We start from the raw sequence: 20,715 nt of genomic DNA on the forward strand, positions 1-20,715 counted from the left end.
AACGCTTATACATATACCCCCTGTACGTATATTTGCAATGGCAAACGGTAAGGTTGATTTCTTCAACGACACAGGCGGTTACGGTTTCATCTCGACTGAGGACGCGGACGATGACGTTTTCTTCCACATGGAAGACGTTGGCGGCCCTGACCTCGAAGAAGGCGAGGAGATCGAATTCGACATCGAACAGGCCGACAAAGGCCCCCGCGCGACGAACGTCGTCCGCAACTAAGGCAGATTTCCGGTCGCCTTCGGGCGACCACATCTGACACTTTGTTTTATCAGACGCTCACTCGACGAGCAGCGCGTACAGCACGGCACAGAGCCCTGCAACGGTCACGAGACCCCTGACGAGTAACACGACCCCGGTTCCGGCGCCCGCCCAGTCAGCGACGGTGACGGTGGCGTAGACGCCGGCAGTCAGCGACGCAATACCGACGGCGAGCCACTGCATCTTCGGTGCGTCGTTGCGTCGGTAGCCGCGGTAGGCCAGCGACGCGACGAACAGTCCGACGACGGCCGTCACGGCCCGCGAGAGTTCCGCGACGAGACCCGGTGCGAGCAAGTCGAGGACCACCGTCACGACGACCCACCCCTGTAAACGGTCCACAGGATTGTTCCGAGTCCCAGCAGTTCGCAGGCGCTCACGAGGAGCGACCGCCCGACCACGCCGACGCCGGTGGCCGTGGGCAGCGTGATTCGGAGGAGTTCCGGCACGGTCGTGAGCAGGAGCAGCCCGATGGCAAGCATCAGCATGCTGCTCCGGCCCGGCCCGCGACGGTAGCCGCGGACGAGGACGACGGCGATGGCGGCCGAGAGCGCGACCGAGAGGAGCGAGAGCGCGACGACGGCTAGCGCGATTCCCGGCTCGGTTCCGCCCGTTCGTAACTGGAGTAGCGTCGCGAGCATCTCAGGACAGTCCCTCGAATAAGTCGGTGAACCGGTCCGCCGGGTCCCGTGAGGACCGCGTGACCGCCACGTCGCACGTCCCGTCGGCGAACGTGACGGTCACGTCCTCGACGGTCGCCACGTAGCGCTTGTAGTGGTGACCGTCGGGATCGACGGCCTGCCGTTCGGCGACGAGGCCGGCATCTTCCAGTCGGTCAAGGCGGCGATACGCCGTCGGGTCGGACATCTCACAGGCCGTACAGAGTTCGGAGACTGACATCGGCCCGGTGGTGAGTTCGGCGATGATGGCCCGTGCATACTCGTCTTCGAGCAGCGCGAGCAGTTCGTCGTCGCCGACCGCATCCATAGTCGGTCCAGCGAGCGGAGCGCAATAAAACGGTCCCACCGGCTTCCACCCCGGAAGCGGTGCCCGCGGTGATATGCCGGGTCCGTCCGGCAACCAGGATATGTCTCCTGAACAGAACAGCGGCCGGGCGGCCTCGGGTGTCGTCGGTCAGGTTGCCTCTCGCCTCCTCTGGCCGGTGTGGAACGGAAGTCACCGCAGGCTCAGAGCACCACTCCGCGCCGTGCTTCCGGCAGTGCTGTCGTTTCTCGCCCTCGCGGCGCTGCAGACCGTCGTTCGAGCGCGGTTCACACATCCCATTCGAGAACCGGTCGAAGCGGCCGGAATCGGAGCGGTGCTCGTCATCACCGTGTTCGTCAGCGCGCGTCTCCTCGACCGTCGACCCATCGACGAGTACGGCCTGTCACTCGACCGCCGCTGGTGGCGGTCGTTCGCCGTCGGCGGCGCGATAGCGACCGTCGTCAACGCCGGCGCGCTCGCCGTTGCTGTCGGCGCGGGCTGGGCCACGGTCGTCGGCGTCGCGAAGGGGGCCGGCGACCTCCCGTTTCTGCCGGCGATGGTCGTCGTCTTCACGTACGTCGCCCTCGCGTCGGCGTGGGAGGAGGTCGTCTTCCGGGGCGCAATGTTGAAGAACCTCGCCGAGGGGGCGGACGGTCCGGTCCCGCGCTGGGCGGCGGTCGGGGTCGCAGTACTCGCGAGTTCGGTCGTCTTCGCCCTCCTGCACGGGGGCAAGGTCGACCACCCGAGCCAGTACGGCTACTACCTGCTCGCTGGCCTCCTCCTGAGCGGCGCGTACGTGCTCACCGGTGACCTCGCGCTCCCCATCGGCTTTCACGTCTGGTACAACTTCACTCAGAGCGCGGTGTTCGGTCTCGGTCACTCCCAGCAGACGCCCGAACTGCTCGCCGTCGAGACCGTCGGCCCGGCGCGCTGGGTCGGCGAGGAAGGAGTCGTCTACTCGCTCTTCGTCGTCGTCGGGGGCCTCCTGGTGCTGGCATACGTTCGGTGGCGCGACGGTCGTCTCAGAATCGACGAGCGCGTGACACAGTGGACGCCAAGGTTCGAACGGGAGACGCGACGACGTTAGAGGGCGGCCACGTCCGCCGCCGTCACTTCCCGGTCGTCGGGCAACCGGTCGATGCAGTCATAACAGAGGAAATGCTCCGTGTCGTCGCCGAGTTCGAGCACGATTCCCTCGGTCGGTCTGGATTCCTGCGACCAGATGTTGGCGATGCCGCCGGCTATGGAAACGTTCGTATCGCACCCGTCGCAGGCTCTAGAAGCCATTACGGCGGATTTATACACCGTGTATACTTCAAGGTAGCTGGCTCCTTCGAACAGTTCAGCACGGTTAACTCTCGACATACTTTTGTCGTGTCCTGAGTTCCTACCAGGTAATGCAAATACTCGTCACAGGGGGCGCTGGATTCATCGGCGGCCATCTGGCACAGCAGTTCGCCGCCGAGAGCCACGATGTTGTCGTACTTGACAACCGCGACCCGTTCTACGATCTGGATATCAAGCAGCACAATATCGATGCGGGACGGGAGGCAGCCCGGACTAGCGACGGGAGCTACGAGTTCATCAACGGCGACGTTCGCGACGCGGAGCTGGTGACGGACCTCGTCGCCGACGCCGACTACGTCTACCACCAGGCCGCACAGGCCGGCGTCCGCCCGAGCGTCAAGAACCCCCGCAAGTATGACGAGGTCAACGTCGACGGGACGCTGAACCTCCTCGATGCCTGCCGCGACGAAGGTATCGAGCGGTTCGTGATGGCCTCGTCGTCCTCCGTTTACGGGAAGCCGGAGTACCTGCCCTACGACGAACAGCACCCCACGACGCCAGTCTCGCCCTACGGCGCGTCGAAGCTCGCCGCCGAGCGCTACGCTTGCGCCTACAGCGAGGTGTACGATCTCCCCGCGGTTGCGCTGCGGTATTTCACCGTTTACGGCCCGCGGATGCGTCCGAACATGGCCATCTCGAATTTCGTCTCCCGGTGTCACAACGGTGAGCCGCCGGTCATCTACGGCGACGGGACGCAGACGCGCGATTTCACCTACATCGAGGATATCATCGACGCGAACATGACGCTGCTCCACGAGGACGCCGCCGACGGCATGGCGGTGAATATCGGGTCGACGGACAACATCGAAATCAAGACGCTCGCGACGGAGATCCGTGACCAGATAGACCCGGGTCTCGATCTCGTCTACGAGGAGCGCCACGACGCCGACGCCGAACACACCCACGCCGCGACCGAGCGAGCCGAGGAACTGCTGGGCTACGACCCGGACCACACCATCCGGGAGGGCGTCGCGAAGTTCATCGACTGGTACCGGGACAACCGCGACTGGTACGAACCGCTCGTTCGACAGTCCTGATAGACGACACGAACAGACCGCGGTTTTAACCCCGTCCCGTCCCCCAGAACGGGTATGCACGTGCTCGTGACCGGTGCGACGGGGTTTGTCGGGAGCCATCTCGTCCCGGCGCTCCTCGCGGCCGGCCACAGCGTCCGGGCGCTCGTTCGGGACCCGAGCGAGTACGACCCGCCCGACGGCGTCGATATTGCGACGGGCGACCTGCTCGATGCGGGCAGTTTCGACACCGCGCTCGCCGACATCGATGTCGCGTACTACCTCGTCCACTCGATGCGGGCGGGCGACGACTACGCCGAGCGGGACCGCCGCGCGGCCCGGAACTTCCGTCGGGCGGCCGACGACGCCGGTGTCGACCGGGTCATCTACCTCGGCGGCCTCGGCGAGGAGGACGAGACGCTGTCCGAACACCTCCGGTCACGCCGGGAGGTCGAGTTCATTCTCAGGGACGGCGAGTACGACCTGACGACGTTTCGGGCAGCCATCATTATCGGTGCGGGATCGGCGAGCTTCCGGATGATCCGGGCGTTGGCTACGCGACTGCCGGTGCTGGTGACACCGCGCTGGGTGCGGACCGACTGCCATCCCATCGCTATCGACGACGTTATCGCGTATCTGGTCAGCGTGCTCGACATGCCGGAGACGGCCGGCGAGACCTACGAGATCGGCGGGCCAGAGGTGCTGACATACGCCGAGATACTGAAGCGGACAGGGCAAGTCATGGGCACCGGAGAACCGAAAATCGTGCCGATACCGGTGTTGACACCGAGGCTGTCGGCGTACTGGGTCGGTCTGCTGACTGACGTACCATCGAGCGTCGCCCGGCCGCTCATCCACGGGCTGAAGACGCCAGTGGTAGCCGACACTGAGGCGGCCCGAGAGCAGTTCGCCGTGGACCTGACACCGTTCGCGGATGCGGTCAGGCTGGCCCTCAACGAGCCACAGAGTTACGAGGCGGCGCAGGCGGCCGCGGTCACGGGTGGTGCAGGCAGATGAGCGGTGACAGCGCCCACCCCGAGTACGGCGAGACGTGGGTCTACGAGAGTATTATCGGCGCACTACCGGGAATTCAAATACCCACGTGGGCAGCGATGGCGATACAGCTGCTCATCTTCGAGGTTGCCATCGTCGCCCTGTCGTGGTACTACGACGTCTGGAGCGCCGCCATCGCCGGGACAGTCGTCGTGTTCGTCGCCACCATCGGCAGCGCGGAGATGCTCCGCATCAGCACGCTCATCCGCCGCATCGACGTGCCGCCGACCTACCGCGCGCTGTTGTTCGCCTCGAACGTCGAGGTCGTGCTGTCCGTCCTCGCGTATGTGGCGTTGCTCACCCACCTGTTCGTCTTCGACCCGCAGGTCAGCTCGATGCCGCTGCTGAACCAGCTGTTCGGGTCAGAACCGCCGGTACTGGTGGTGTATCTGACGCTGCTCATCCTCTGGGACGTGAGCTACCGTATCGGCACGGGCTGGTGGGCCAGCGTCACCGGTCTCTGGCGGTCGGCACGCTACCGGTTCGACCCCGAGACGGCGCGGGTGTTCATCCGGGCCGACCTGGAGATATGGGGCTTTGGCATCCTACAGCTCGTGCTCGTCCCGTTCATCCTCGACCAGCCGGTGCTGCTCGCGGCGCTGGTCGGACACGTGATAGCCGTTACAGTCGTGACCGCCGTCTCTGTCGGGCTGTTACGCTACCGGTCGAGATCGGCCGCCGTCAGTCAGAGTTGATCTGCTTGAACTGATCGAGCAGTTCTTCTGTCGACTCGTCGCCGTCGTAGTCGACGCTTCCGTGGTACGTGCTCCGGTCGTCGTCTTCCGACAGGTCGACCTCGCTGTTCTTGCGCTCACGGCGTTCGTGTTCGTCGTCGTCGTACGCTCCCATCGACATAGGTTACCACACTGAAACTTGGCAGTTAGTCACTATCAATGTAACGGTGGTGCCCGAAGCCGTCCCACACGGCAAGCAGAGCGGTCGAGCGGTCCAAACAGCGGACTCTCGACAGGGCGGAACGCCCAAGACCACTGACCGTCTATCCGGACCTGTGGCTGGTCCCTTACGTCTGCGACAGTCGAACGAGCGATGGAGCGAGAAGCGGGTCCGCAACGACTTGCTGACGCCGCTGCAGAACACGTTCGGTGCAACCATGAGCGGTCCGTGGTTCGCCCCGCCGGAGGGGTGGGCCGCGCGCCGACTAGAGATGGACAACGGCGATTTCGCGCTGTTCTGCTGGAACGGCCAGCGAGCGTACTGGGTCGGAAACACAGAGACCCCGGAGACGCTGTGGCGGACGGAGAAGTACACGTTCGATGAGGTCCCCGACGACATCAGCGACTGGGTCCAACGTGAGCTGTTCGCCCAGTTAGAGGTGGAGGACCCGTGGCTCACCGAGTACGAGACGCTTGCGCACTTTTTCCTGCCAGTGTTTCTCTCGAAGGACGGCCGCGAGTCGACTCGGGAGTTCTTCCGGGACCACGCCGGCGGCTTCCCGGACGCCGACCGGGCCGACGGGCTGGCGTTTTACAACGACTTCCTGGCGACCGGTGCGCTGGACGACCACCGCTATACGATGGCGAGCAAACTCGGGACCAGCGAGGGATTCGACCTCTCGCGGATGCGGGCGACGATGGGTGAGTTCAACGTCGCCAAGCTGCTCGTCGACGCGGGCAACGACATCAGACCCGAGGTCGAACTGGACTCTGGCCACTCCGTCGACTTCCGAGTCGAGGACACGCTCGTCGAGGTCACCCGGCCGCGGCCACCCTCCCGACGGCAGGTCGACACCGCCGTGGCCGCAGTCAAGGCCTCCGGCGACGCCAAGACCCGCGACCAGCTGGCGGCCCACCCCGGCGCAGTCCTCGTGGTCGACTGCAGTTCCTTCCCCGACGACGACTGGCGGCGGGTCTACGGCGAGAAACCGGACGTGGGCTACTCGCCGACCATCGTGTTCCGCGCCCGACCGGACGGCAGCGTGGAAGGGTACGCCTACGGGTCGGTTCCGTTCCCGCTCCCGTTTTAATCGAACTCCAACCGACGGTCGGTCGCAGTATCTTCCCCGAAATTCGGGGCGTAACATATAACGCGCCAGACCGGCAACAATTGGTAAGATAGCCGTGGTAGACGACACAGAGCGATCAGGTGCCGGTAGCGCGGGGCAGTCGGTCTCAGAGGTCATGGACCGGCTCGAATCGCTCCGGTCCGAAGAGGAAGACCGCGCCGAGAGTGCCGAAGCCGGCGTATTGCTGGACCAGCTACAGGAAGTCGAACAGCGGCTCCTGGCGTTCGGCGAGGCGCTGGGCGGCACGGCCGACACCGTGACCGACCTCCCGTTCACCGAGGAGGCCGGGCTGGACCACATGCCGGAACCACTGTACGTCCGCCACGACACGGAGATGCTGAACCAGGTTACCTCGTGGCTCCTCCAGGATCAACACATCGGGTTAGTGAGTCCCTACGGCACTGGAAAGACGGCCTTCCGCGAGATCGTCCTGCGGGACCTCTCGAAACACGAGGGCTTTGTCATCACGCACCTGGACAATCCGCGCGAGACGACGCCGCGGAAACTGTACCAGACGGTACTGACCGCCGCCTACGCGGCGGGGTTCTCCATCGACCAGCGCAACTACTCGCAGGTCCGTGACGGGATTCCGTGGGCGACCGCTGAAGCGAAAGACGCCGTCCACGAAATCGTCCGTCGCGTGCGCGACGACGGGAAGACGCTGCTGCTGGTCGTCGACGAGATCGAGGTGCTGGAGGCGGATCTGCTGTCACCGCTGCAAGTGGCCGGTGACGCCGGCGTTCGGCTGTTTCTCACCGGGACGCCGGAGGGGAAGCGCCGCGTTGCCGAGATTCGCGGGACGCTCGATTCCCGACTGCGGTACTACGAGGGCATCGAACCGTTCTCGCCGGACGACGTGGCCGAGTACGCCGCCCGCTCGCTTGCGTATTTCCGGGACGAACCCTACGATGGTCAGGCCCCAGACCTGTTCACGCGGGCTGCAATCGAGGACATCCACGAGCGGACCGAGGGCAACCCCCGTGAGGTCCGAATCGAGTGTCGTGAACTGTTCACCAGAGCGGCGTTCGTCTGGTACCGGACTGGGCAGGATGTCTCTCGCATCCAGATCACGCCGGAACTGCGCCACCGTCGGTTCGGAATGGGCCGCTGAGCGGCCCTGAATGGGTATATAAACCACCCACGTGATACGGTATCACACTGTCGAGTGTGGCACGCACTAGGGCAATACACCGACCATCACCACAGCTTTTATATAGAATCACATTCAATCATCGTTTGACTATGGCTCAACAGCAGATGGGCAACCAGCCCATGATTGTACTTTCCGAGGAGTCCCAGCGGACATCCGGAAAGGACGCGCAGTCGATGAACATCACAGCCGGGACGGCTGTCGCCGAGGCCGTTCGGACGACACTGGGTCCGAAGGGCATGGACAAGATGCTCGTCGACAACTCGGGCTCGGTCGTCGTCACGAACGACGGCGTCACCATCCTCGATGAGATGGACATCGAGCACCCCGCCGCCAACATGATCGTCGAGGTCGCCCAGACCCAGGAAGACGAAGTGGGCGACGGCACGACGACGGCAGTCGTCATGGCCGGCGAACTCCTCTCGAAGGCCGAGGAACTCCTCGACCAGGACATCCACGCCAGCATCCTGGCCCAGGGGTACCGCCAGGCCGCCGAGAAAGCCAAAGAGATTCTCGAAGACAACGCCATCGATGTCGAACCCGACGACACGGAGACCCTCGAAAAGGTCGCCGCGACCGCGATGACCGGCAAGGGCGCCGAATCCTCCAAGGACATCCTCGCCGAACTCGTCGTCCGTGCCGCTCAGTCCGTCGTCGACGACGACGGCACCGTCGACACCGACAACATCCAGCTCGAAACCGTCGTCGGCGGCGCGACCGACGAATCCGAGCTCGTCGAGGGCGTCATCGTGGACAAGGAGCGCGTCCACGACAACATGCCCTTCGCCGTCGAAGACGCCGACATCGCCCTTCTCGATACGGCTATCGAGGTCCCGGAGACCGAACTCGACACCGAGGTCAACGTCACGGACCCCGACCAGCTCCAGCAGTTCCTCGACCAGGAAGAGAAACAGCTCAAGGAGATGGTCGACAAGCTCAAAGAAGCCGGCGCTGATGTCGTCTTCTGCCAGAAGGGCATCGACGACATGGCCCAGCACTACCTCGCCCAGGAAGGTATTCTCGCTGTTCGCCGCGCCAAGAAGTCCGACATCGAAGCGCTCTCGCGATCGACCGGCGCGCGCATCATCTCGAACATCGACGACATCGAAGCCGACGACCTCGGCTTCGCTGGCTCCGTCGCCCAGAAAGACATCGCCGGCGACGAGCGCATCTTCGTCGAGGATGTCGAGGACGCACGCGCTGTCACGATGATTCTCCGCGGCGGCACCGAACACGTCGTCGACGAAGTCGAGCGCGCCATCGAGGACTCGCTCGGCGTCGTCGCCGCCACGCTGGAGGACGGCAAGGTCCTGCCCGGCGGCGGTGCCCCCGAGACGCAACTCGCCCTCGGTCTCCGAGACCACGCCGACTCCGTCGGCGGCCGCGAGCAGCTCGCCGTCGAGGCCTTCGCCGACGCCATCGACGTTATCCCGCGCACCCTCGCGGAGAACGCCGGTCTCGACCCGATCGACTCGCTGGTCGACCTCCGCAGCAAGCACGACGGCGGCGCAGTCACCTCCGGACTGGACGCCTACACCGGTGAGGTCGTCGACATGGAAGAAGACGGCGTCGTCGAGCCGCTCCGTGTCAAGACCCAGGCCGTCGAAAGCGCAACCGAAGCAGCCGTCATGATCCTCCGCATCGACGATGTCATCGCCGCTGGCGACCTGAAGGGTGGCCAGGGCGACGACGACGAGGACGAAGGCGGACCCGGCGGCCCAGGCGGCGCGCCCGGCGGCATGGGCGGCGGCATGGGCGGCATGGGCGGCGGTATGGGCGGCATGATGTAGGGCAGGGCCGAACGTAGTGAGGGCCTGCCTCAAAAGCGAGCGGGGAGCGAAGTGACCCGCGAGCTGCGAGGTTTCGAAGAAACCTCGGCAAGCGCCGGATGCTTGCCCTACTCGTCGATTCGAGCGACAATCACCGCGGTTCTATCTTTTCTGTCTTCAACCCAAATCAGTCACAACGCTGTGTCGGAAGCGGCCTCTGGACAATCGTCAGCGGACCAGAGAGCCACGAAGCACGTACTCCGAAAGCACCACGGTCAAACCGCTAAAGACCAATGAATCGGTATGGACCTGACAGGGACCGAACGGCGGCTGCTGTGGACCGGGACAGCGCTGGCGGGCGTTGTTCATCTGCTCGTTCCGGGACTGTTACTGTCGACGGCACAACTGGGCTACCGCTGGGCACTGGCAGTGGAGTTCGAACCGACGACAGAGTCACGCCGGCGGGTCCGGCTGCTCGGCGTCGCGTTCCTTGGTTTTGCAGCGGTGCTGAAGCGGATACGCAACTGAAAGCGAGCTACTGCACGGCCGATTCGACATACTCGACAGCGTCGGCGGGCGTGTCGACGTGTTCGATGGCGTCGCCGCCAGCCGCGCTGTCCAGACGGTGCGTTCCGAGTCCGGCGACGGGCCGGCCCATGTCGAGCGCGTGGCCGAGTTCCGAGAGCGTCCCGGTCCCGCCGTCGACGGCGATAACAGCCGCGCCGTTCATGACGACGAGGACGTTCCGGGCATTGCCCATACCTGTCGCGATAGCCGTCTCGACGTAGTCGTTGGCCGCAGTGGTTCGCTGGCCCGGGAGAATGCCGATAGTGTGACCGTCAGCCTCGCTCGCGCCCCGACAGACCGCTTCCATCACCCCGGACAGCCCGCCACACACCACGTCGTGGCCCCGCTCGGCGAGGTGCCTGCCCACCGCACGCGCCTGTCGGTACTGTTCGTCTGCGACTGTCGACCCGCCGATGACCGAAACGCGCATAGCTGGACGTGTGCGGGAGAACGGAAAAACGGCCCCGGATTACAGCTGGTCGAGCCAGTCCTGGGCGCGGGACTCGGTGGTCTCGGCAATGTCGGCCAGTTCGGCCGCGTTGTAGTCGGCCAGATCCCCAACGGTCTCGATACCGGCGTCGTGCAGCCGGTCTGCATAGGTCGGGCCGATGCCGGAGACGGTGGCAACATCGGCGGGTCCGTCGTCGGCCTCCACATCGCTCTCGGTGTCACCGGTCGCGTCAACGTCGATGTCGGTGAGTTCCGACTGGTCGTCATCGTCTTCGGCACCGGAATCGGGGGACTCGACCTCGATGTCCACCTCCTCGCTCTCGTTGCGCTCGGAGTACCACTCGGCGACCTCGGGCCAGAGGTCGGCATGGGTCGAGGACGACACGGAGAGACCGATGTGGCCCGTCGAGAACTCGATGGTACGCGTGTCGTCGCTGGCGATGACCTCGTTGAACGGCTTGGAGGCCTCCGGCGGGATGAGGTGGTCGTACTCGCCCATGAGCTGGAGAACGGGCATGTCGATGTTGTTCAGGTCGACGTGTTTGCCGTCGAGCTCCAGCTCGTTCTTGTAGAGCTTGTTGTCCTGGTACACGTCTTCGAGGAACTGGACGTAGGCCTCGCCGGCCACGTCGATGCCGTCACCGAGCCACCGCTCCATGCGGCCGAAGTTCTCGACGAAGCCCTCGTTTTCCATGTTCTCCGCGAAGCGGATGTACTTCGTGACGTAGTTCTCGACGGGGTCCATCAGCGCGAAGCCGATGTCAAGCATGTCCGAAGGGACGTTGCCGAACGTATCGACCACGTCTCTCGGGGAGTAGTACTCCTCGGAACCCCACTCTTCGAGGACGCCGCCGGTCTGGTCGAAACACAGCCCCGCGGCCATCAGGCCCAGCGCGTTGACTTTCTCCTTGTGGAGCGCGGTGTACATCACCGACATGGTACCGCCCATGCAGTAGCCCAGGATGTTGATGGCGTCCTGCCCGGAGCGTTCCCGTACCACGTCGACGCAGTTGTCCATGTAGCGATTGACGTAGTCGTCCAGCGTGAGGTGCTGGTCGAGCCGCGAGGGTTCGTTCCAGTCGATGAGGTACACGTCGTGGCCCGCTTCGAGCAGGCGGCGGACGACCGACCGCTCCTCCTGTAAGTCGAGGATGTACGGGCGGTTGATGAGCGCGTAGACGATGAGAATCGGGACGGCCTCTTTGTCCTCCTCAGCGACCTCGATACCGGCGGCCTCGGCATCGTACTGGAGGAGTTCGAGCTTGTTCTCCTCGTAGACGACCTCGCTTGGCGTCTGGCCGACATCGACGGACTCCATCAGCTCCAGCCGGTCGCCGGCGATCTGACTGGTCTCGGCGGCGTCGGTCATGTTCTCAAGCGTCTTGCGCTGCCAGTTGAGCGCGGCCTCGAACGGATTGAATGGGTTGCTGGACATGGGTTACTCTTCCAGGTGTTCGAGGATGCGGTCGAGCTTCTGTTCGACCGCGTGCTGGCGGCGCTCCAGTTCGATGAGGCGCTCGCCGACCTCGTCTACGTCGTCGCGCGTCGGGAAACCGAGCTGTTCTAGGGTGTCCTGGCTCAGGTCGTCGGCCTCCTGTTGCATCTCCATCATCGACTCGACAAGCTGGCCGTTGGCGGCCGCGAAGGCCGAGGTACCCATGACGTGCTTGAACGCCTCGTTGGCGGACTGCAGCCAGATGTCACGGAACTCGGCGGGGTCGACATCCTCGCCCTGTGCGGCGTCAGTCGAGCGCTCGACCATCTGCTCGGCGGCGTCGATCCACTCCTCGTAGGCGCGGTTGTAGCCGTCCATCCCGTCGGCAAGGTCCTCCTCCTCGGGGATCGTGTCCTCAACGGCATCGGCCCAGGACTCCACGAAGGCCGCCTGGGCCTTCATGTTCTGCTCCATCGAGTCGGCGACCGCGTTGTTCATCTCCTCAACCATCTCCGTCCATTCCTCCTGAATGTCGTTTGTGTTACTCATAATAGTACCTCGGCGGCGGGCGCACAAAAAAACCGGTCGTCGTTGTTACGCTTCGACGTCGACTGCGTCGGCGGCTTCGGCCTGCACTTCCTCGACTTGCTCCTGAATCTCCTCGACCTGCTCCTGCACTTCTTCGAGCTGCTCGCCGAACTGCTCGGCGGCTTCGACGGACTGGGATTCGAGTTCCTCGTGGGCCTCGACGAGCATATCGACCTGCTCGTTGACGGCAGTGACGTACTCGTCGGTCATCTCGTCGTAGGTATCGACGCCCTCGGAGAGCTCCGATTCGAGGTTGTCGAAGACCTCGGCGTGGTTCTCGAGCAGGAAGTCGAACTGCTCGTCGACGGTCTCGCGGATCTGCTCGACGGTCTCTCTGGTGCCGGGCACAGTCGCGGCCACGGCGTCGAGGTAGCTGTGGAGCGCGGTCTGTTGCAGTTCAACGCCGCGACGCTGGGCCGACTCCTGCGTGTCGAGGCTGTCGATAACCGCGTTGTTGACGTTCTTCTGGAAGGAAACGCTCTGTTCGAGCGCCTTCTGGCTCTGCTCGATTGTGGTACGCTGCATCTCGAACGCTGTCGTAACGGGGGTTGTGTAGTCTACCATTGTTGGATTACTCGCTGTTGTTGTTAGTGACCGGGAGGACGACGGCTTGGACGATGTCGCCTTCGTCGATGCCAAGCGCCTCTCGCTCCGCATCGGGGATGCTGATTCGACCCCCGCTTTGCACGCGGGTCTTGAACGTCGCCATCTGACTCATGGCGCCGAGCTGATTCATATCGAAACTCGGCATGCCACCGTTGGCGAACATCTGTTTCATCAGCTGCTGTTGCTGTTCCATCGCATTCTCGCTCGCCTGTTGCATCCCCTTGAACATCGGAGGCCACATCAGGCCATCATCCTCGTCGGCCATCGGTCAAGTACACATAGACCCTTCAATAATATAAAACTTCCCCTGAAAACCATTGAGTACCATTGAATGGTATCAAATGGTATGAACCGTTGAGCGGCGGTAAGGACAGCGTTGCGCCCTGCAGCACCGATAACTGCAACCCTAAACACACGGATGACGCCCGTTAGACGGTGTTTACCGACAGTTGAGGCGAAACCAACACCAAGGTTTAATACTCGGACCAATAAACTACCACAACAGATGAGTTCTGAATCGCATCGGAATCCGCTGTTAGACACATGGACTGAGACATCGTCGCATATGTTCAACAGCGTCGTCGCAGCTAACCGGGCAGCGTTCGCCGCGTTCGGCGTCCAGCAGGAGGACGAAAACGGCGTTACGCCCGCAGACCGTATCGAACCGAACGAAGACCTCCCCGAATGGCACGTCTCGATCTCCGAAGACCACCCGGGCCAGCTCGGCGTCGGCGATCACGTCGATTTCACGAAAACGATCTCGGAGAACGACGTTCGCCAGTTCGCCGCCGCGAGCGGTGACACGAACCCGCTCCATCTTGACGATGAGTTCGCGGAACAGACCCGCTTCCGGGGCCGCATCGCCCACGGGACCCTCGTCGGGAGCCTCATCAGCGCAGCGCTCGCGCGCCTGCCGGGGCTGACTATCTACCTCTCGCAGGACCTGGAGTTCCACAACCCGGTCCGTATCGGCGACCGCCTCACCGCCGAGTGTGAGATCGTCGAGGACCTCGGCGACGAACAGTACCGACTGACCACGCGTGTCCTCGCTGATGACGAAGTCGTCATCGACGGCGAAGCGGTCGTCCTCATCGACGACCTACCGGAATAACTCAGCAGAACGCTCGAACGGCCCGGTTGAAGCGGTCGGGATGTTCCCGCGGCGGACAGTGCCCGCAGTCCTCGAAGATTCTCAGCGTACTATCCGTGACTGCCCCAGCTGCTCGCTCGGACCACCGACGGGGGAGCAGCGGATCGACAGCCCCGTGGACCAGCAGCGTCGGCACGTCTATTTCGTCTAATCTGTCGGAGTAATCCGTTCGGAAGCCACACCACTGGAACTCGCTGCGCTGCCAGCGCCGCATCGCCCGGACTGTCTGTCGGTCCACGGCGCTGTCGAGGTCCTCGACCAGTTGCTGGGGCGGCTCGCCGGGACCCATGCTCCGGAGACTGTTCCGGATTGCCGTCTGGGACGACCCGACGCCCTGCCAGAGCATGTTTCCGAGAATCGGCGTCTGCAAGACGCTACTGGCCGCTGTGCGCCAGTAGGCGTCGGCTCCCAACCCGTAGCTATCGACTAATACCAGGCGTTCGACGGGGCCGCCATCGAGCGTGTGGCCGAGTGCGATTGCGCCGCCCATCGAAAGGCCGGCGACTGCCGGTTCCTCGATGCCAAGTGCGTCGATGAACTCGGCGACAGTCTCCAGATAGTAGTCGGTCGTGTACGCGCGGTCGGGCTTGTCGCTGTCGCCGTGGCCCGGCAAGTCGGGTGCGTACACGGTTCGCTCCGGCGCGAGTGCAGGCAGTGCATGTCGCCAGGAGACGGTCGCGGCGTCCAGCCCGATACCGTGGAGAAACACCAGCGGCGGCCCCTCGCCGCCGGTCCGGTAGTGAATGTCAACGTCCTCGCCGTCGACGGACAGTTCGACGCGTTCGGACGTAATCCCTGTAGTCATCGGCGTTCGTTCGGGACCGAACGCGTATGAGCCTTTGTATCCGCCCAGTTATGTCGATGCGCGTTGGGTAGCCTGTCTCTGAACACTGGAAAGCCGTGATGGAAGGCTCGAAAGCCTCGATTGAACACCGAGAAGCCGCTGCCTGCTCACTCGGAGCGCTCGTACGCTCCGTCCTGCTTGAGGCGGGCCTGTTCGCGGACGATAGCCGGTGTCCGACAGCGGCCCGGTTCGCCGGCGACCTGCGGAATCGTGCAGTTGTTACAGCTCTCACACAGCGCGTCTTCACCGTCGAGCAGGCGAGCGCCGAGTCGCGGCTCCGCGTAGAAGGGTCGGGCCATCCCGACCGCGTCAGCAGCGGGGTTGTCGCCGGTCGTACCGAGGTATCGGTCGCAGTCGGCACGCGTTCGAAGCCCGCCCTCTAGCAGGACCGGCACGTCGACGCGCTCGCGGACCGCCCGACAGAAATCGGCGTTCCAGCCCGGCTCGTGGCCGAAGCGGCGGGCCTGCAGTCTGTTGAGCAGTTGGACAGCGTGCGCTCGCAGCCGGCCGCCGAAGACTGCCGCGTAGTCGTCTTGCAGGTCGCTTGCGTCCCAGGCGCGGTCGGGGAACGCGCCGCGGACGATGCTCATGTCCCAGAACGGGGACACCTCGACCGGAACGAGGCCGTCGTAGCCGATGGCCGCCGCCCGCTCGGCGATAGCCACGCCGTCCGCCCTGGAGAGATGCCGTCGAACGAAACTCGGGGATGGAGTCTCGGCTGGAACCTTCGTGACCAGCGGCACGTCACCAGCATGCTCCCGGACGGCGTCGTGAATCGCTTCGAGGAACCGGACGCCGTCGCCGAACTCGTCGTCTCGGCGGTTGTAGAACGGCGAGAGGAACTGCTGAACCAGACTCATATTCGCCGCGGAGAGGTGGATGCCGTCGTAGCCCGCGTTGGCAGCGTAGCCGGCGCATCGACCGAACTGCTCGGCCAGGTCCCACACTTCGCTCGTCGAGAGTACGTCCGGCTGCAGCGAAATCATCCCGGCCCGGTCGAGCGCCCGGAGCTGCCAGGGCGGACGGCTGACGGCGAGCTGTCGCTGGTCCGGGTGCTGTCGGCGGTATTCAGCGTGCCACGTCGCCATGCTCCGAAGGCCGCCGTGGGCCAGCTGCAGGAAGACCCGCCCGCCATGGTCGTGGATAGTGCCGGTGAGCCGTTCGAGTCGCTCGACGAAGGTCGGGTCGTGGACGCGCGTCATGTTCGGTGCGGCACAGCCGCCGCGGTCGGTGACGATACTCGCCCCCTGAAAGAGGAGGCCGACACCGGAGGCTGCCGTCGGTTCGAGTTCGTCGATGAGCGTGTCGACGGCGGTCTCGCCGTTGCCGGCACACTCCAGTACCGGTGCACGATACAGTCGGTTGGGGACCTCGACGCCGCCGATTTCCAGCGGCGTCTCCAGCGCGGTCACGACTGCTCGCGCTCGTCGAACGTCGCCTCGGTGCGGGCGCCGTTCTGTGGTGTCACCTGCTGGATGGCCGCCCGGACCTCGGTCGGTGAGTCGAAGTCGCCGTCGGTGCTCCCCGCAAGTGCGGCCGAGAGGTCCTCGGTGGGCGGGTCGGCGCTGCCGTACTCGTCTGCCAGTTCCTCCACGCGGACCGGGTACGCGGCCCCGCCGGTAGTGCGGTCGACCGTCGCCTCGACCCGGCGGGCGCGCTCGCTGGCCCGCTGCCGTGCCGTCCGCTGTGGGTCCATGTGTGTTACTAACACAGAGGTCGTCAAAATTCTATCGCTACTTCTCGACCGGCAGCAGCGCGACGCGTTCCCGAACGGCGTCGGGCAGTCCGCCGGCCGTCGCGGCGAGTTCGGTGTCCGTCACATCGAAGAACGCCCGGACGCGGTCGGCGTCGTACTCGCCCAGCGTGAGCGTAGGCGTAAGCTGCTCACGAACGTCCTTCTCGGCCGCTTCAACGCCCTTTCTCTCTTTATTTCTCACGTGAGTATCTTCTCGGTCAGGGTCGGCGATGACGGCGACCACGGGGCAGTCCCCCTCACTGACTCCCATCGTCAGGGCGCGGTTGATCTGGCGGCGGCCGGCCGCGTACAGCAGTATTTCGACGCCGAAATCCTCGGCAATGGTGTCACCTCTGTCTTGCGCCCGAGTTGCGAGTTCGACCGCCAATTCGAGGTGTTCGCGGTCCACGACGTAACGGGCGTCGAACGCCTGCACGGTGACGCCGTGGCGGTCGCCGATGGTCCCAAGGGTTTCCACGAACGCGCCAACGTCGTCGATGTCGGCAATGCCTTCGACGACCTCCATCAGAAATCACCCAGGCTCGACTGGTCGTCGCTCGCCGTCGCGTCCTCCGCCCGGTCCATCTCGGAATCGGCATTGAGGTCGACAGACACGTCGGCTGCGGGCTCGACGCCCTCCATCGACGGGTCCCGGTGGCCGGCGTTCTCCAGCACGTTCTCCGCCGTCTTCCGGCGGCCACGGAGCGCCGCCAGTACGACCGACTTATCGGCGTCCCGCAGTTCTGCACGGTCGGTGATACCGGCCTGGAACAGCCGGCGGGCGCGCTTGCGCCCGACGCCGCGGACCCCGGCCAGGTCGACCAGTTCCTCGCGGACGCCGTGTTCGACGCGGATGCGGGCCTCGCTGATGGCGCGTGCGGCGTCCAGGTCGACCTCGCTGGCCAGCGATTCGGCGGCCCCCAGCAGCCACTGGGCGGTCTCGACCTTCCCGCGGATGTCGCCCGGGCCGACACCGTAGCGCTCCGTGATGGTCGCCTCGTCGACCTCCGTCGCCCAGTCTTCGAGCAGCCGGGCGGTCTTCAGCGCCGAGAGCCAGTCCTCGAAGCGGCCCTCCTCGAACTCCGACGGCGTCGGGCCGAGCAGTTCGTCCTCGCGCTCGAACAGCTCCATTTCGTACTCCTCGCGGTCGCCCGAACGGAGGTACAGTTGGTACATGTCCGGCGTGCGCGAGACGAGGTGGTACAGGCCCAGCGCGGAGATGTCGTCCGGGTCCGCGTCGGCGTCCGCTTCGCCGTCGCCGTCCGCGTCCTCGGCCAGTTCGCTTGCCGTGGTAAAACCGCTGTCGGCTGGGGGTTCCGCTGGTGTGTCAGCCGGCGATCCCGAAGCCGACGTGCTGTCGCTGGCCCCCCGTTCCCAGTCGCGGAGGCCGTCGACGATTTCGGCGGCGCTCATCGGGTCCAGGTAGAGCCGCGAGACGGTGTGACCCAGCGAGGTGGCATCGAGTTCGCCACCCTCAATTTCTAAGAAGTCGTTGCGCTGGAGGTACGTGAGCACGTCGTCGACGACCCGCTCCAGTTGCCCGCTGTCGTCGGTCTGGCTGGCGTACAACGTCTGTTCGAGGAACTCAAGCAGGCCGTCCCGAGAGCGGGCGAACCCGGAGGCGACGGTCGCAAGGATGTGAGTCCGCAGCGCCGGTTCGGCCGCGAGTTTCGACCGGACCGGCTCCGGGTCGGCCCAGACGTAGCGCTCAAACAGTTCGTCCACTTCGTCGTGGCTGGACGCGATGAGGACCGCCTCGCCGTAGGGGTCGAGCCCCGGACGGCCGGCCCGCCCCATCATCTGATGGACTTCCAGCACCGACAGCGGGGCCATGCCGCCGGCCGACCCGTCGTAGCGCCGCCAGTCCCGGACGACGACGCGCCGCGAGGGCGTGTTGACGCCGGCCGCGAGGGTCGGCGTCGCGCAGACGACCTTCACCAGCCGGTCCCGGAAGGCGTCCTCGACGAGTTCCCGGTGGCCCCGCGAGAGGCCGGCATGGTGGAACGCCGCCCCGTCCGCGACGGCGTCCGCGAGGTCATCGCTCGTCTCCGTGTCGCTCACGTCGCGGATTTCCTCGGCGATGTCGGCCAGTTGGGCCCGCTCCTCGTCGGTGAGGTGGGGCCGAACCGTATTCGCCAGCCGGCCGGCCGCGGCCTCGGCGTTGCGCCGGGAGTTGACGAACACCAGCGTCGACCCGTCGTCTTCCAGCGTGTCCCGGACGATAGCCGCCGTCTGCTTCTCGTTGTTCTGCACCGAAAGGCGCTGCTGGCTCCCGTCTTCGAGATGCAGCGCCTGCCCGTAGTGGACCCCCTTCTGGAGGTCGATTGGCCGCCAGTCCGAATCGACGAGGCCCGCATCGAGCCACGTCGCCAGCGCCTCCGCGTTGCCGATGGTCGCCGACAGCGCGACGGTCTGTAAGTCGGGGTTGAGCCGGCGGAGCTTCGCCAGCGTCACCTCAAGCGTCGGTCCGCGCTCGCCGTCGTCAACGAGGTGGACCTCGTCGGTGACGACGCAGGTGAGGTCCTCGATCCAAGGGGCGTCGTTGCGCACCAGCGAGTCCACTTTTTCGCTCGTGGCGACGACGATGTCCTTATCGGCGAGCCACCCGCCCTCGGATTCGTAGTTGCCCGTCGAGACGCCGATATCGAGGCCGTACTGTTCGAACTCCTCGAAGTCGGCCTGTTTTTCACTTGCCAGCGCCCGCAGCGGGACGATGTACAGCGCCTTGCCGCCGCGGGCGACCGAAGAGAGCATCGCTAGCTCGGCGATGAGCGTCTTCCCGCTCGCCGTCGGAATCGACGCGACCAGGTTCTCACCCTCGGTGACGCCGGCCTCGACGGCCTCGGCTTGGGGCGGATACAGCTCCTCGATGCCGTCGTCGCGCAGGTGGTCCGGGAGCCACTCGGGCACGCCCGGCAGGTCCGCAACGTCCATTACACCCCGATTGGGTCCTGTCCCGATTTAAACTGTCGCACTGCAACCGCGGTGTTCGCTTGCGCGTCGAACGCCGAGGGGAACGCCTTTGCCCGCGAGCGGCCAACACCAGGTATGCGAGTCGAGTACGACTACGACACCTGTATCGGCATGTTCCAGTGTGTCGCCGAGTGGGACGCCTTCGAGCGCGATGAGGACGCCGGCAAAGCGGTGTTAGCGGACAGCGAGGAACGCGAGGAAGACGTGTTCGTCCGGGACGTGCCCGACGACGCCGAACTGGACGCGAAGTTCGCGGCCCGGTCCTGTCCGGTCGATGCTATCACCGTCTACGATGATGACGGCGAACAGCTCATTCCCTGATTATTCCCTCGACGGTCGCTTCGAGCACGACGGTTCCAGCGGCATCCGGAATGCTCTCAGCTACTGCATCGTTCCGGTTGACCCGCCGAACGGTCACGTCGCCGACCAGAGTTACGCCGCCATCCGCACGCGGGTCGACACTCGCCACTTCCATCGTACAGACCAGCGTCTGACCGGTGTACACCGGGCGCTGGAACTGCAGGTCCATCCGCGAGGCCAAGACTTCCAGGTCGCCGCCGATACTGGTCAGCAGTGACGCGGTGAGCAACCCCTGGACCATCCGCCGTCCCTCCCCGTCGGGCTCCGTGTGGCGGGCCTGGTCGTCGCCGGAGAGGGCGGCGAACTGGTCCACGTCTTCGGGCCGGAACGTCCGCGTCTCGCTGAACGTCTCGCCGACTTCGACGGGAGGCATGTGCTGTGCTGTTGGCGCTGTGCCGAA

General features: G+C 64.9%; 27 protein-coding genes. 11 read left to right on the forward strand and 16 right to left on the reverse strand.

Annotated features, from left to right (window positions below):
• The first annotated feature begins 37 nt into the window (after positions 1 to 37).
• Positions 38 to 232, forward strand: a complete 195-nt coding sequence (locus Harman_RS07505; RefSeq protein WP_004516469.1) for a cold-shock protein — start codon at positions 38 to 40, stop codon at positions 230 to 232.
• 57 nt (positions 233 to 289) lie between these two features.
• On the opposite strand, the gene Harman_RS07510 is transcribed toward Harman_RS07505, so the two are convergent.
• Genes Harman_RS07510 through Harman_RS07520 form a run of 3 tightly spaced genes read right to left on the reverse strand, consistent with a single transcriptional unit; the run spans position 290 to position 1,255 of the window.
• Entirely contained in the window at positions 290 to 583 is a 294-nt protein-coding gene (locus Harman_RS07510; RefSeq protein WP_137683745.1) for a DUF7521 family protein, read from the reverse strand.
• Positions 580 to 909 (reverse strand): hypothetical protein, encoded by a 330-nt coding sequence (locus Harman_RS07515; protein WP_137683202.1) that lies wholly within the window; start codon positions 907 to 909, stop codon positions 580 to 582. Before Harman_RS07515 ends, Harman_RS07510 begins: the two co-directional genes overlap by 4 nt.
• A gap of 1 nt (position 910) precedes the next feature.
• A complete protein-coding gene (locus Harman_RS07520; RefSeq protein ID WP_137683203.1) occupies positions 911 to 1,255 on the reverse strand; it encodes an ArsR/SmtB family transcription factor in 345 nt (114 codons plus the stop codon).
• A gap of 100 nt (positions 1,256 to 1,355) precedes the next feature.
• On the opposite strand from Harman_RS07520, the gene Harman_RS07525 reads away from it, so the two are divergent.
• Positions 1,356 to 2,339 (forward strand): CPBP family intramembrane glutamic endopeptidase, encoded by a 984-nt coding sequence (locus tag Harman_RS07525; protein ID WP_137683204.1) that lies wholly within the window; start codon positions 1,356 to 1,358, stop codon positions 2,337 to 2,339.
• On the opposite strand, the gene Harman_RS07530 is transcribed toward Harman_RS07525, so the two are convergent.
• Positions 2,336 to 2,539 (reverse strand): DUF7561 family protein, encoded by a 204-nt coding sequence (locus tag Harman_RS07530; RefSeq protein WP_137683205.1) that lies wholly within the window; start codon positions 2,537 to 2,539, stop codon positions 2,336 to 2,338. The genes Harman_RS07525 and Harman_RS07530 overlap by 4 nt on opposite strands.
• Positions 2,540 to 2,649: 110 nt before the next feature.
• Between Harman_RS07530 and Harman_RS07535 the strand changes: the two genes are divergently transcribed.
• Genes Harman_RS07535 through Harman_RS07545 form a run of 3 tightly spaced genes read left to right on the forward strand, consistent with a single transcriptional unit; the run spans position 2,650 to position 5,360 of the window.
• Positions 2,650 to 3,636, forward strand: a complete 987-nt coding sequence (locus Harman_RS07535) for an NAD-dependent epimerase/dehydratase family protein (protein WP_137683206.1) — start codon at positions 2,650 to 2,652, stop codon at positions 3,634 to 3,636.
• A gap of 54 nt (positions 3,637 to 3,690) precedes the next feature.
• Positions 3,691 to 4,629, forward strand: a complete 939-nt coding sequence (locus tag Harman_RS07540) for an NAD(P)H-binding protein (protein ID WP_137683207.1) — start codon at positions 3,691 to 3,693, stop codon at positions 4,627 to 4,629.
• Positions 4,626 to 5,360 (forward strand): DUF7530 family protein, encoded by a 735-nt coding sequence (locus Harman_RS07545; protein WP_137683208.1) that lies wholly within the window; start codon positions 4,626 to 4,628, stop codon positions 5,358 to 5,360. Before Harman_RS07540 ends, Harman_RS07545 begins: the two co-directional genes overlap by 4 nt.
• Here the strand turns inward: Harman_RS07545 and Harman_RS21470 are convergent.
• A complete protein-coding gene (locus tag Harman_RS21470; protein ID WP_004516474.1) occupies positions 5,347 to 5,520 on the reverse strand; it encodes a DUF5786 family protein in 174 nt (57 codons plus the stop codon). The two genes, Harman_RS07545 and Harman_RS21470, sit on opposite strands and share 14 nt — an antisense overlap.
• A gap of 154 nt (positions 5,521 to 5,674) precedes the next feature.
• Between Harman_RS21470 and Harman_RS07550 the strand changes: the two genes are divergently transcribed.
• The 4 genes from Harman_RS07550 to Harman_RS07565 all read left to right on the forward strand — a co-directional run bounded on the left by Harman_RS07550 (position 5,675) and on the right by Harman_RS07565 (position 10,135).
• Positions 5,675 to 6,649: a DUF5784 family protein gene (locus Harman_RS07550; RefSeq protein WP_137683209.1), complete on the forward strand. Its 975-nt coding sequence runs from the start codon at positions 5,675 to 5,677 to the stop codon at positions 6,647 to 6,649.
• Positions 6,650 to 6,803: 154 nt separating this feature from the next.
• Positions 6,804 to 7,799 carry an AAA family ATPase gene (locus Harman_RS07555; protein WP_137683746.1) on the forward strand — a complete coding sequence of 332 codons (996 nt, stop codon included), beginning with the start codon at positions 6,804 to 6,806 and terminating at the stop codon, positions 7,797 to 7,799.
• Between the two features lie 146 nt (positions 7,800 to 7,945).
• Positions 7,946 to 9,628, forward strand: a complete 1,683-nt coding sequence (gene thsA / locus Harman_RS07560; RefSeq protein WP_137683747.1) for a thermosome subunit alpha — start codon at positions 7,946 to 7,948, stop codon at positions 9,626 to 9,628.
• Positions 9,629 to 9,910: 282 nt separating this feature from the next.
• The gene (locus Harman_RS07565; protein ID WP_137683210.1) at positions 9,911 to 10,135 is read left to right on the forward strand and encodes a hypothetical protein; all 225 of its coding nucleotides are present in this window, start codon (positions 9,911 to 9,913) and stop codon (positions 10,133 to 10,135) included.
• A gap of 7 nt (positions 10,136 to 10,142) precedes the next feature.
• Here the strand turns inward: Harman_RS07565 and Harman_RS07570 are convergent, their stop codons facing one another.
• From Harman_RS07570 to Harman_RS07590, 5 genes are read right to left on the reverse strand one after another with little or no spacing between them, the layout of a single operon-like run.
• Positions 10,143 to 10,604: a TIGR00725 family protein gene (locus Harman_RS07570; protein WP_137683211.1), complete on the reverse strand. Its 462-nt coding sequence runs from the start codon at positions 10,602 to 10,604 to the stop codon at positions 10,143 to 10,145.
• Positions 10,605 to 10,643: 39 nt separating this feature from the next.
• Positions 10,644 to 12,059 (reverse strand): poly(3-hydroxyalkanoate) polymerase subunit PhaC, encoded by a 1,416-nt coding sequence (gene phaC / locus Harman_RS07575; RefSeq protein ID WP_137683212.1) that lies wholly within the window; start codon positions 12,057 to 12,059, stop codon positions 10,644 to 10,646.
• 3 nt (positions 12,060 to 12,062) lie between these two features.
• Positions 12,063 to 12,608, reverse strand: a complete 546-nt coding sequence (locus Harman_RS07580) for a poly(R)-hydroxyalkanoic acid synthase subunit PhaE (RefSeq protein WP_137683213.1) — start codon at positions 12,606 to 12,608, stop codon at positions 12,063 to 12,065.
• A gap of 45 nt (positions 12,609 to 12,653) precedes the next feature.
• Positions 12,654 to 13,211 (reverse strand): hypothetical protein, encoded by a 558-nt coding sequence (locus tag Harman_RS07585; protein WP_137683214.1) that lies wholly within the window; start codon positions 13,209 to 13,211, stop codon positions 12,654 to 12,656.
• Positions 13,212 to 13,218: 7 nt separating this feature from the next.
• A complete protein-coding gene (locus tag Harman_RS07590) occupies positions 13,219 to 13,518 on the reverse strand; it encodes an AbrB/MazE/SpoVT family DNA-binding domain-containing protein (protein ID WP_004590068.1) in 300 nt (99 codons plus the stop codon).
• A 300-nt stretch (positions 13,519 to 13,818) separates the two neighbouring features.
• On the opposite strand from Harman_RS07590, the gene Harman_RS07595 reads away from it, so the two are divergent.
• On the forward strand, positions 13,819 to 14,364 hold the full coding sequence (locus tag Harman_RS07595; RefSeq protein WP_137683748.1) for a MaoC family dehydratase: 546 nt from the start codon (positions 13,819 to 13,821) through the stop codon (positions 14,362 to 14,364).
• 1 nt (position 14,365) lies between these two features.
• Here Harman_RS07595 and Harman_RS07600 read toward each other — a convergent pair whose 3' ends face one another.
• The 5 genes from Harman_RS07600 to Harman_RS07620 form a co-directional block, all read right to left on the reverse strand.
• Positions 14,366 to 15,208, reverse strand: coding sequence for an alpha/beta fold hydrolase (locus Harman_RS07600; protein WP_137683215.1), 843 nt, complete (start codon positions 15,206 to 15,208; stop codon positions 14,366 to 14,368).
• A gap of 146 nt (positions 15,209 to 15,354) precedes the next feature.
• Positions 15,355 to 16,659, reverse strand: coding sequence for an oxidoreductase (locus tag Harman_RS07605; RefSeq protein WP_137683216.1), 1,305 nt, complete (start codon positions 16,657 to 16,659; stop codon positions 15,355 to 15,357).
• Complete coding sequence (locus Harman_RS07610) at positions 16,656 to 16,943, reverse strand: hypothetical protein (protein WP_137683217.1); 288 nt, start codon at positions 16,941 to 16,943, stop codon at positions 16,656 to 16,658. Before Harman_RS07610 ends, Harman_RS07605 begins: the two co-directional genes overlap by 4 nt.
• Positions 16,944 to 16,980: 37 nt before the next feature.
• Positions 16,981 to 17,508 carry a KEOPS complex subunit Cgi121 gene (gene cgi121, locus Harman_RS07615; RefSeq protein ID WP_137683218.1) on the reverse strand — a complete coding sequence of 176 codons (528 nt, stop codon included), beginning with the start codon at positions 17,506 to 17,508 and terminating at the stop codon, positions 16,981 to 16,983.
• Entirely contained in the window at positions 17,508 to 19,916 is a 2,409-nt protein-coding gene (locus Harman_RS07620) for an ATP-dependent DNA helicase (protein ID WP_137683219.1), read from the reverse strand. The genes cgi121 and Harman_RS07620 overlap by 1 nt, the downstream gene beginning before the upstream one ends.
• A gap of 114 nt (positions 19,917 to 20,030) precedes the next feature.
• Here Harman_RS07620 and Harman_RS07625 point away from each other — a divergent pair, with 114 nt between their 5' ends.
• Positions 20,031 to 20,276: a ferredoxin gene (locus Harman_RS07625; protein ID WP_137683220.1), complete on the forward strand. Its 246-nt coding sequence runs from the start codon at positions 20,031 to 20,033 to the stop codon at positions 20,274 to 20,276.
• Here the strand turns inward: Harman_RS07625 and Harman_RS07630 are convergent.
• A complete protein-coding gene (locus Harman_RS07630; protein WP_137683221.1) occupies positions 20,266 to 20,688 on the reverse strand; it encodes a MaoC/PaaZ C-terminal domain-containing protein in 423 nt (140 codons plus the stop codon). The two genes, Harman_RS07625 and Harman_RS07630, sit on opposite strands and share 11 nt — an antisense overlap.
• Positions 20,689 to 20,715: the final 27 nt, after the last annotated feature.

Origin of the sequence: Haloarcula mannanilytica (assembly GCF_005406125.1) — an archaeon.
Classification (GTDB): domain Archaea; phylum Halobacteriota; class Halobacteria; order Halobacteriales; family Haloarculaceae; genus Haloarcula; species Haloarcula mannanilytica.